The following is an 11,004-nucleotide window of genomic DNA, read 5'->3' as shown; positions in this document are numbered from 1 at the left end:
AATTTCTACCAATTATTAATGATAATATATATCGATCAATCAACCAGTAAAAATCCACACAAGTTGTTCTTCATAATCTCTTAATGATCTTCTCAATGCTTCGTCAGCATCAAGCTAGGTCGGCTATATTACCCTTTCTTTTCAGAAAGTCAACTAGAAATGTTAATTTATTTTCTAACTCATTCTCAAAACTTAGATCCAACCTATTCAGCTAAACCCTTGTTTTTCAACAAGTTTTAATCAACATCACCGCCGATGGATGTGCATTCTACAGTATTTCATATCCAATGCAACCTCTTTTTTAAAATTTAATTATATTTTCTTAACAAGTGATTATATTTTCTACAAAATCACTCTTTTTTCACGGTTAATTCACATTTTTTGTGCAAATATACTTTAGTAAACTGCTTTCAACTCTCGCTATAATGGCGTTATTCTGTTCGTACTTACTATTTATTTAATAAGACTAATATTCAGCTTTTATTCTAGGATGTTTTTATGCAGTACTCTCAACTTATTTGGGTCAGTATGTTAAGTATTGGTTTAGCAGCACCCGCTTACGCCAAACAACCTGAGATTGCAGGCAATAAAATTGCTGACGATACTGCATTATCAACATCTGACAAGTTGTCTACCTCAAATGATAATAACCAACCTTTAAACAACGATATTGCTAAGGCTTCACAACCAGCTTTAGAAAATTCAGTTAACACCAATGGATCTATCAAAGATTTAAAAAATTTAAAAATTGTTAATTTCAAAGTCAATGCAACAGCAGCATTACCTGAAAATGAAAAAGATCCACTTCAACCTTTAAACAGACAAATCTACGCATTTAATGATGTTGTCGATCAAAATGTCTTGCGCCCCATAGCCGTGCAGTACGCTGATAAAGTTCCAGAACAAGTTAGAGATTCAGTACGTGGCTTCCGAGACAATTTGGGTGAGCCATGGAATGCTGTAAATCAGGTTGCTCAAGGTCGCTTTAAACGTGCCGCACAAACGTTTGGTCGTTTTACATTAAATACAATTACAACGCTTGGTTTCGCTGATCCTGCACGTCGCTTATCTCTCCCAATGGAAGATGAGGATTTTGGAACTACTCTAGGCTATTACGGTGTCCCTTCTGGTCCTTACCTCGTTCTTCCTTTTATGGGACCAAGTACCCTCCGTGATACTGTTGGTCGCGTAGTGGATAGTCAGGCACGCCCTCAAAAATATTTACTCGATGGTCATGATCGCATCTATTATAGTGACTGGGCACTTAGCGCATTAGATACACGTGCTCAACTTTTAGAGATTGAACAAGTCTTGCAAGGTGACAAGTATGCAGCAATGCGTGATGCCTACTTACAACGAAAAAACTATGTTATTGCTGAAAAACGCGGTTTAGAAACGGGTTCTGGACTATTTATTGAAGATGATTTTTCAGATGATGAATCCTTCATGGATGAGTCTATGGAATCCGAATAGAAACCATATGCAAGTTAAAGTCTAAATCTTCTGTTTTTAGACTTTAACTTGGCGTTCGATATAAGTTCGTCTAAGATAATTTTATAAATAAAGCATTTAGGATTGATTCTTTCATCTATGTATTTCATTCAACCCACTCGTGACATCCATCTTCTAGATAGCGTTCTAGAGGCTCTGCCGAGTTTACAAATGATTCATATAGATGATCTTCATCTTTACGATTCAACCATCATTGCCATTAGTGATGTTAATGATTTTCTGCAATATAAATGGACCCTCCCTACGATCGTGATAGGTCATGCAGATGAGGGACTTCAACTCTCGCAAGCATGGGAACTTGGTGCACTCGCTGGCTGGATTTGGGATCGTCTTCCAAAAGACCTCGCAAAATCGATTGCTAAAATTGAAGCAAAATACAAACGTAATCAGGACAGCCGCGACCTGCCCTCCGCAGCCGAATTACAAAAAAAACTATTACCCAACCCAATCGACCTACTTAATTATAAAGTCGAGACTTTATTTCAACCGTCAGCTTACTTATCTGGTGATTGGTATGATTATTGGAAACTCAGTGATCGTGAAATCTTATTTTATCTCGCGGATGTTTCTGGACATGGTGTAACAAGCTCACTTCTTACCTCTTGGATGGCTGCATTTCACGGTAGATCGAAAACCCCACGAGAACTCCTCAAAAAACTTAATGGCATGCTTTTACAAGAGAACATCGAAAAACATATTACAATGATTGCAGGCACATTGAATCTAGAGACCCACCAGCTTAAGTGGTCAAGCGCAGGGCATTACCCTCCAGCAATTATCTTTGAACCTAATCAGGATGCTCGCATCCTCAACACCAGCAGCTTTCCCTTAGGTCTTACTGAAGATCTCGAAATTGAAGAGTTTGAATGTACGTTGAATCGTGGAGCTCGTTTTATTATTTGCTCAGATGGTGCACTTGAACCTTTTGATGGTGGATTGAATGAACAATTCAAACAATTGGTCTATCACTTGCAAAATCAATCATTCGAAGTTCCTGAACATGTTGCAGATGATATTGCAATACTCAGCTTCCAACGCCTAAATTAAGTTAATAATCAATAGTGTAGCTGTTTATAAATCGATCTACGACTGAAGACTACTTGAGTATCGACTTGCGCTATGTGATAATTTTAGCATCCTTTCTGCAAATGGCATTTATATGTCAACAGGTCATGTTGAATATGCAAGCTTGGATGGTACGCACATTTTCAAACTCATTGGAGAAGTGCGCGCTCAATCTTGTATAAGCCTTGATAAATTATTATCTCGGATTGAACAACAACAAAACGTCGTAGGCGCAATTGTTGATTTAACCCAAACTACATTCATAGACAGTACTGTGCTTGGAATCCTCGCAAAACTAGGATTAAAGCTCAAACAAGTGCATCAAGTTCAAGCTGTTATGTTATCTACTAACCCAGATATCACTACACTTGCGAACAGTATGGGTCTTGGTCAGGTTTTCGTAATTTTAAACTATTGCGGAGATCCGAATGTGTGCACGCGCGCTTTATTGGACGAACACATCACACATAATGCAATGCTTTCAACTGTATTAGATGCTCATCGTACATTAATGAAATTAAATGCTGATAACCAAAATATGTTCGAGCCTTTGGTTAAGCAATTAGAACAACAACAAGATACCATCGATCACAGCATCTGATATTCTCTTAAGCATACTGAGCGCTTAAGGAGAACCTCATGACAACCTTACTTTCTGTCACCCAAATGAACTCCCAAAATGATATTGAAAATAACTTTCAAGTCATTGAATCATTGTTAGCAAAAAGTAAGAATCAAGGGGCCTCCTTGATCGTTTTCCCGGAGAATTTCGTTTGTTTTGCGGCAGGCAAACAGCGTGAGACTGCTGAACGATTTGAAGAAATACAATCTCGTTTAGAACAACTTGCTCATCAATATCAAATGTGGATTGTTGCTGGGACACTCCCCTGTCCTTTTCGCCCAGACGGCACCATTGTGCCAGATGGTCGTGTCAGAACAACCAGTCTTTGTATTAGCCCTGAAAAGACAGAAGCACGTTATGACAAGATTCATTTATTCGATGTTCAAGTCGGTGATGCGGTAGGTGGATATCAAGAATCTAAGTTTTTTGAACCAGGTGATCAAACCGTCATTGCTAAAACTCCATTTGGCAATATTGGTTTAATGGTCTGCTATGACCTTCGTTTTCCTGAACTTGCTTTAAAGCTGCGCGCACAAGGCGCAAATATTTTAACAGCACCTTCTGCTTTTACTTACACGACAGGTCAAATGCACTGGCAATTACTTTTACAAGCTCGTGCCATGGATAGTCAATGCCAAGTTTTAGGCTCAGCTCAACAAGGGTGGCACGGTGAAAAAAGACAAACCTGGGGTCACTCTGGTGCTGCGAATTCTCGTGGTCAATTGTTAGATATCATCTCTAAAGAAGGTGCTCAAATGATTACAGTTCCTTTTGACATCGATGAACAGAAAAAAATTAGAGAATCGATGCCATTAATTCAGCATCGTAAACTTATTCAGCTTTGACCTGCTCGCACATAAAAATTGAATACCAAGCTTTACAAAATTACCGCTTATCATTCCTTTTAAATCAGAGAGTATAGATATTCACCTATACTCTATCTGGAAGGAATCATGTCATTAGAAAAAGTTGTTTATACCGCACATGCAAAAGCTACTGGTGGGCGTGATGGTCGTGCTACATCATCAGATCAAATTTTAGATGTTCAGCTCGCTGTACCAAAAGAAATGGGTGGTCCCGGTGGTGGAACAAATCCAGAGCAATTATTTGCTGCTGGTTATTCTGCATGTTTCTTAGGTGCGATGAAATTTGTTGCCAACCGCGATAAATTGAAAATCACACCAGATGCTTATATTGAAGGTGAAGTGAGTATTGGTCCTATTCCAACTGGTTTTGGAATAGCAACCACTTTAAATATTCATCTGGAAGGCTTGGATAAAGAGCAAGCTCAAAAGCTAGTAGATGCTGCTCATATCGTTTGTCCATATTCAAATGCAACACGTGGCAATATTGATGTGACCTTGAATGTGATTGTTTGATCCAGTTGTTTCAATCCTAAAAATCACGCTGATATGCATATTGCATCTCAGCTTTTTTAGCGTTGTAGGTTAAGTTCATGTTAGAACCCATTTAAAATCAGTTATTTAACCATATAAAAAAAGCCCTTTTCATCTCCGATTGGGCTCTTTTGTTGAATCCTCAGCTTTCGGGCTTAATTTCAAATCAGTGCTTCTTCGTTTTATCGAGAATTATTAAATAATCTCTGAATCACTCCGCCGCTTCGTTTGTTACTCGAAGTACTTCCTCTAATGTACTCTTACCTTCAAGCACCTTTCGTAATCCATCATCACGTATCGAACCTGACTGCTGGCGAGCATAGTTTTCAACTTCAAACTCTGCAGCATTCCCGTGAATCAGACGGCGCATTCCATCATCAACAGGGACGATTTCATAAATGGCGGTACGACCACTAAAACCTGTATGCGCACAATGTTCACACCCCTCTGGTTGAGGCAGATTGAGCGCAGTACCATCATGGACATTCTTAAAAATTTCTTTTTCAAAGTCATCCGCGGCACGCCAACTATGACAGTGCGAACACAAAGTACGAACCAATCGTTGCGCAATCACACCAATTAAAGAACTCGACAGAAGAAATGGCTCAATTCCCATGTCTTTTAAACGCGTCACTGCACCAATCGCAGTATTGGTATGCAACGTCGACAATACCAAGTGACCCGTCAAGGATGCTTGCACAGCAATTTCTGCAGTTTCTAAATCTCGGATCTCCCCCACCATCACCACATCTGGATCTTGACGAAGCATCGCTTTCAATGCACGCGCAAATGTCATATCCACTTTAGTGTTAACCTGAGTTTGTCCAATACCTTCAAGTTGATATTCAATTGGATCTTCCGCGGTCAAAATATTCTTAGATCCGTCATTTAAATCCGAGAGTGCAGCATAAAGTGTCGTAGTTTTACCAGAACCTGTCGGTCCGGTCACGAGAATGATACCGTGAGGACGATGCACTAATTGGGTTAATCGCTCGTAATCATCTTTCATCAGACCCAAATGGGTCATATTTAAACGACCTGCTTGCTTGTCTAAAAGACGCATTACTACGCGCTCACCATGTGAAGAGGGTAAAGTCGAAACACGGACATCCACCTCACGACCTGCCAGTCGTAAAGAGATACGACCATCCTGAGGAATTCGCTTTTCAGCAATATCAAGTTTTGCCATTACTTTAATACGTGAAACTAACAATGGGGCAAGTTCACGACGTGGTTGCACGATTTCTCGAAGTTGCCCATCAACACGTAAACGAACCGATAACTTTTTTTCAAAAGCTTCAATATGTATATCTGATGCACTCACTCGAATGGCTTCGGACAATAATGCGTTAATCAATCTAACAATCGGAGCATCGTCTTCCTGATCCATCAGATCTTCTGCTTCAGGTACTTGATCGGCTAAACTTAACAAGTCAGGATGATCTTCTAAACCAGCAGCCACTTGCTGAGACTCGCCTGTCTCGCCAGCATAACTTGAACTGAGTAACTGACTAAAATCTTGTTCAGTCGCCAATTGATATTGGGCTGTACGCCCCACGTAACGGCGTGCTTCTTGCAAAGCAACCAAAGCAGTATCTTGACGACGGACAATAAAAACTTGATCCCCTTCATAACGCAACAAAACGCCATGCTTTTTTGCAAAACTATACGGTATTTGTATTTGTTTAAGTACTTGCATAAGGGATGATAATCATGATTAAAATTACCTCGAGTGTACTCTAAGCATTTGACAGCGTGAAGACAGTTTTTTTAATGAATTTACTTAAGGATATTCCCTATTGTCTCTAGATCAGAAACTTGAGCAAAACCCTTCGACTTTAAGATGGTGGGGTGAGCAGCATTTTGAACTCAATCAAGTGCGTGCTTGGCAATTTGGTTCATTGCTCTTTCGACTCACTCGTGGCTTACAAGAATGGCGCATGGAGTACTACCGTCCTCAAATTCAATACGACTACGAACAAAAGTGGCAGGAAATGGATGACCCCCATTTTTCATTTCCTCGTCCAGTACATGTTGAACGTTACATGTTCAGGGAAACTCACCCTAAAATTCAATTGATACCACGTCTTGCAGATCGATCTGTGGTGATCCGTCCTGTAGACCCAATATACATTCCAGCTGGTCAACGTGGCACGCTTTATATTAGTACCCCTCTGTGGCTTTCAGGTTATGTCGAAAGTCAAAAGACCCCATTATTCGATATACCGGTCATTATGCCTAAAGATACATGGTTCGGACCTGATCAACGCAGTGGTGAAATGTGTTACGCCACTTCAGTTGATGGTCGAACAGAACTCAAACAACTTCGTCCACGTGCATTTCGTGCAGTCACTCCAATTGACTTTCACAATGTCAGTGGACATCAACTCCGTTTCGATCGAATGAATGTACCTGTTCCTGCCCTACCTTTGTTTTATAGTGAAAGTACAGAGCGATTATGGACGTCACAAATTAAAGTCATTCACGAAGGGATGGATCGACCAGCACGTATTCGTATTGAAAATCGCACCCCACCATTGGCAGGTGATGTAATTTATGTCAATCCAGCACGTGCCCCAGGTAGTACTTTATTTAACATGTTTGATTCATTCTTCTAAGGGGGGCATATGGCAGATAGTCTTACCGGCACCATTGCTGATAGCCTCAAAAGTATATTTACCAATATCAATACGGATCGCTTAACTGAAATTATTATTGCGATTGTGCTTTGCTTTATTGGATTCCTTTTTGCTCGAGTCGTTTCCAATACTTTTGTTAGAACGATCGGCGCCAAATTTAATGCTCATCAGCGTTTGGTATGGCGGCGCGGTATTTTTTATTTTATTTTCCTCATCTTTGTGATGGCGAGTTTAAAAGAAGCAGGTTTTAAATTAAGTGTATTTCTAGGTGCTGCTGGTATCTTGACCGTAGCGCTGGGTTTTGCCTCCCAAACCTCTGCGACGAACTTGATTAGCGGTTTATTCTTGATTGGTGAAGGTTCTTTTGAAATTGGTGACACCATTCAAATTACGTTAATTCGTGGACATACCATCGAAGGCGAAGTGATCTCCATTGATTTACTGTCTGTGAAATTACTGACTCAAGATAATGTCTATGTCCGTTTACCTAATGAGCAATTAATTCGTGCTCCCGTACACAACCTTTCTAAATTCCCGATACGGCGCATCCCCATTACACTTGCAATCAACTTTCATGAAGACATCATTAAAGTACGAGAAGTTTTATTAAAAGTGGCAAACAGCTATCCTTTAGTGTTAGCAGATCCCAAACCTGCTGTAACGGTAACCGCATTCCGTGAATCTTCAATCGAATTGTTATTCGCCATTTGGTGCCAACAGGAAAACTTTTTAAAAGTGCGTGATGAAATGCAAGAGAGGATTCGAAACGGTTTTGTTGATCACCATATTGAAATTCCTGTACCTAAAATGGGTTTTGTTGATCGCCCTCCACAACCCTCGTTAACAGATGAGGAAATAGACCAATACGCCAATGCTAAGGAAATCAAAAGAGAGCCTAAATTATAATGAATTAAGGTTAATGCTTGATCTCAGGATCAAGCATTAGTCTCTTCTACTCGTTTTTGCTCTGGCGCTGGAGCGATGTACGCAATAATCAACATTAATCCTCCCGCGCCTAAAAATGATAAAACTCGACTTAGAGTGCCGATATGGGATAAATCTAACAACACCAACTTAAAAGTCACGATCGCCAAAATACTTGCACCAAACATCCATACCACTCGATTATGGATGATAGCGGCATATTTCATCACAATGAATGCCATGACCACCCACAATAATGTCAACGCCAATTGCACTGCAGAATCTTGCCAAATGATCCACTGGTTATAAGGTGTAGCAAAATAAAAATGTAAGGCTCTAAGAAGTACATAACTACTTACCCATAGCACAGCGAGTAAGATCAAGAATGCGCCAAGTGTTCGCTCTAGCCCCATTCTGATTTGACTGCGAAGCACCTGAATAAGCACCCACAAACCAGTCAGACTGACGAAATCAATAGGGTTTAAGATTGGGATAAAATATTTCCAAAAGGGTTCTACCACCCAAATTTGTGAGCTGACAATCCAGCACAACAATAAAATGAGGCTAGTCTTAGTTAACCAAAGCTTATTCAAGTCTGTTGTTTTAGAAACACTATAGCCATAAAGTATCAAAGGTAAAAGAACAGCTCCCATCATAGGTGACATTGAAACTACACCCACACTGGCACAAGCTAAAGAAGCGAGTCCACCAAAGGCGATCCATTCATTTTCGTACTGAGCATTTGAAATTGGTTTTAACCACAGATAGCTCAGGCCCAAGCAAACCAAGATAAACAAGCCTTGCTCACCAAATGACTGCCAGACGATGACTCCTTGAGTGTATTGATCGATCAGCATAATAGCTGCGAACACTACAATAGGAATCAGCCCCAACCATTTTGGTAATAACCATGACCATGAGACTACTTGGCGCGGTTGTAAGACTAAATTAGCAGCAAAATAAATCGCAGTTGTGAATGCAAGTGTGTAGATTAATCTCATCGGTTCACTAAAACTTTCCACACCTTGATAAAGCAGTAAAAGACTCGCAAAAAAAGAAAAAATAGACAGGAAAATTTTATCTGACAGTGTCAGCTGTTTTTGATAACGCATGACAACATTGGAGACCACAATCGCAAGGATATAACTTAGACCTAGTAACCATGGGATGATATTTGGAATTGATGCTAACTTGATCAAATAGTATAAATACGAAAATAATCCAACTGTTAACAACGCATAACCTAATGTTCGCCCTACCCTAAACTCACGATGCAAACCCCACATTAAAATAAGCAGTCCTTCAAAAATCCACCCGATCACACTCCATACTTGTGGGATCAAGATCGGCGGGACAAAACTTAGAAAAATAAAACCTAACATTAAATAATTTTGTTTAATCGCCGTATCAAATTTCGCATGCTGCACAACTTTAAAAATCGCAAAGTGAGTCAATGCAAAACCCAAACACAAGGCAATTTGAACCGATGTTTGATCTAAATACATGAGATGTAAAAATGCATATGCGACCAAGGGACTGACATACATCAATGCGGAGTCAATAATACGCTGACCTAAATGAGCTTGATTTTGATGTGTAGCGAGCTGGTTAAATCTGAAACCCAACCAAATAAATACACTCGCATGTGCAATAACTAGACAGGATAAAACGAATCTCTCTGCAACACCGCCATTCAAAAAGGCATAACCACCACCGATAACAATAATGAGCAGCAACGCTATTTGAGTGAGTATTTTCCATGGATGTAATGTACAAATTACACCTACAACACAATTGACCGCTAGATAATAAGACAGTAATTGAGCTGAGGAAAAATCTGCATGAGGTAATGTGAACGGTGCAATATAAGCAACCAAAACTCCCATCAGGGAAAGCTCCACTGACCGCTGTTTTAAAATCAGCATGACCAACGACAGCATGCTCAAGCTGTAAAGCGTAATCGTATTAATGAGATTTAACAGATTATAGTGATAAGCAAATAGAATACTTAATAACAATCCCGCAAAACCCAGTCCTTGTAAAGCAAGACCAAAGCCGCGGTTTTTTTTCTGTATATGATAACCAAAGGCAACACATATGACGGCGATGACAGCAACAGCCAAAAGTTTGATTGAAAGACTTAAGGTCCAATGTTCAACCATATATCTCAATAATAAGACGACCCCAATCACTAGGACGGTAATCGCAACTTTGAGAACAGGATTCCCATGAAAGATCCATCGTCTGATTTGCATCCAAAAACCCAAATCATGCTGCTGATTTGTCTGGATTCCCTCTGAATCTTGTAAAATACTTGTGGTGCTGGTCTGATCGTCTCGATCTAGTTTTATTAGCTTTTCCTGCAAAGCACCGATTTGAATTAATCGTCCCTCAAGTTGGCGCAACCAGTTTAGAAAAAAATAAATCCAGAGTGTTAAACCTAATCCAACCAACCATGTCCAATCGAACAAGCTGCCAATTAGTGCAAGAAATGACGAAATATATAAGGGCAATCGTGATGTATTCTGCTTCGAATAATGAGTCTGTTGCTCAATGTTGGTAAGCGGTTTTTCAACATGATGGGCATATTGCATAACACTTATGATCAATGCAGCAACACATAAAAACGTAATGATCGGCAACGCTAGAACCCAAGCACTGATCGCTACTATGATGAGTAGCATCAACCAAATCATTTTTATTTCACTATGTTGCTTCAGCATACACATCATTCCTTTTTAACTAGATTGATGATACCTCAGCAAGAATTGGCATTTTGCGTTTTTCATCGCATATTCTGTACACTTGATTGCAAATCTTGTATCAGCGCAACTGCTGAAAATCA

General features: G+C 39.8%; 9 protein-coding genes. 7 read left to right on the top strand and 2 right to left on the bottom strand.

The window, feature by feature from the left end; all coding sequences use genetic code 11:
* The first annotated feature begins 498 nt into the window (after positions 1–498).
* The 5 genes from AC1M9J_RS08675 to AC1M9J_RS08655 all read left to right on the top strand — a co-directional run bounded on the left by AC1M9J_RS08675 (position 499) and on the right by AC1M9J_RS08655 (position 4,578).
* On the top strand, positions 499–1,473 hold the full coding sequence (locus AC1M9J_RS08675) for an MlaA family lipoprotein (protein WP_481596277.1): 975 nt from the start codon (positions 499–501) through the stop codon (positions 1,471–1,473).
* Positions 1,474–1,590: 117 nt separating this feature from the next.
* The gene (gene gigA, locus AC1M9J_RS08670; RefSeq protein WP_481596276.1) at positions 1,591–2,559 is read left to right on the top strand and encodes an RsbU family protein phosphatase GigA; all 969 of its coding nucleotides are present in this window, start codon (positions 1,591–1,593) and stop codon (positions 2,557–2,559) included.
* Between the two features lie 112 nt (positions 2,560–2,671).
* Complete coding sequence (gene gigB / locus AC1M9J_RS08665; RefSeq protein WP_035268529.1) at positions 2,672–3,178, top strand: anti-anti-sigma factor GigB; 507 nt, start codon at positions 2,672–2,674, stop codon at positions 3,176–3,178.
* Between the two features lie 38 nt (positions 3,179–3,216).
* Positions 3,217–4,044 (top strand): carbon-nitrogen hydrolase family protein, encoded by an 828-nt coding sequence (locus AC1M9J_RS08660; RefSeq protein ID WP_481596275.1) that lies wholly within the window; start codon positions 3,217–3,219, stop codon positions 4,042–4,044.
* 108 nt (positions 4,045–4,152) lie between these two features.
* The gene (locus AC1M9J_RS08655; protein ID WP_481596274.1) at positions 4,153–4,578 is read left to right on the top strand and encodes an organic hydroperoxide resistance protein; all 426 of its coding nucleotides are present in this window, start codon (positions 4,153–4,155) and stop codon (positions 4,576–4,578) included.
* Positions 4,579–4,807: 229 nt separating this feature from the next.
* Here the strand turns inward: AC1M9J_RS08655 and gspE are convergent, their stop codons facing one another.
* Positions 4,808–6,295: a type II secretion system ATPase GspE gene (gene gspE / locus AC1M9J_RS08650; RefSeq protein WP_035268540.1), complete on the bottom strand. Its 1,488-nt coding sequence runs from the start codon at positions 6,293–6,295 to the stop codon at positions 4,808–4,810.
* Between the two features lie 100 nt (positions 6,296–6,395).
* Between gspE and AC1M9J_RS08645 the strand changes: the two genes are divergently transcribed.
* Entirely contained in the window at positions 6,396–7,214 is an 819-nt protein-coding gene (locus tag AC1M9J_RS08645; RefSeq protein ID WP_092768367.1) for a hypothetical protein, read from the top strand.
* A 9-nt stretch (positions 7,215–7,223) separates the two neighbouring features.
* Complete coding sequence (locus AC1M9J_RS08640) at positions 7,224–8,141, top strand: mechanosensitive ion channel family protein (protein WP_035268545.1); 918 nt, start codon at positions 7,224–7,226, stop codon at positions 8,139–8,141.
* 29 nt (positions 8,142–8,170) lie between these two features.
* Here AC1M9J_RS08640 and AC1M9J_RS08635 read toward each other — a convergent pair whose 3' ends face one another.
* Positions 8,171–10,882, bottom strand: coding sequence for a DUF2339 domain-containing protein (locus AC1M9J_RS08635; RefSeq protein ID WP_481952160.1), 2,712 nt, complete (start codon positions 10,880–10,882; stop codon positions 8,171–8,173).
* Positions 10,883–11,004: the final 122 nt, after the last annotated feature.

The sequence above is a fragment of the Acinetobacter sp. ANC_7588 genome (genome assembly GCF_056783995.1).
The sequence above is the reverse complement of the archived record's forward strand: the minus strand, read 5'-3'. Positions and strand labels throughout refer to the sequence as shown.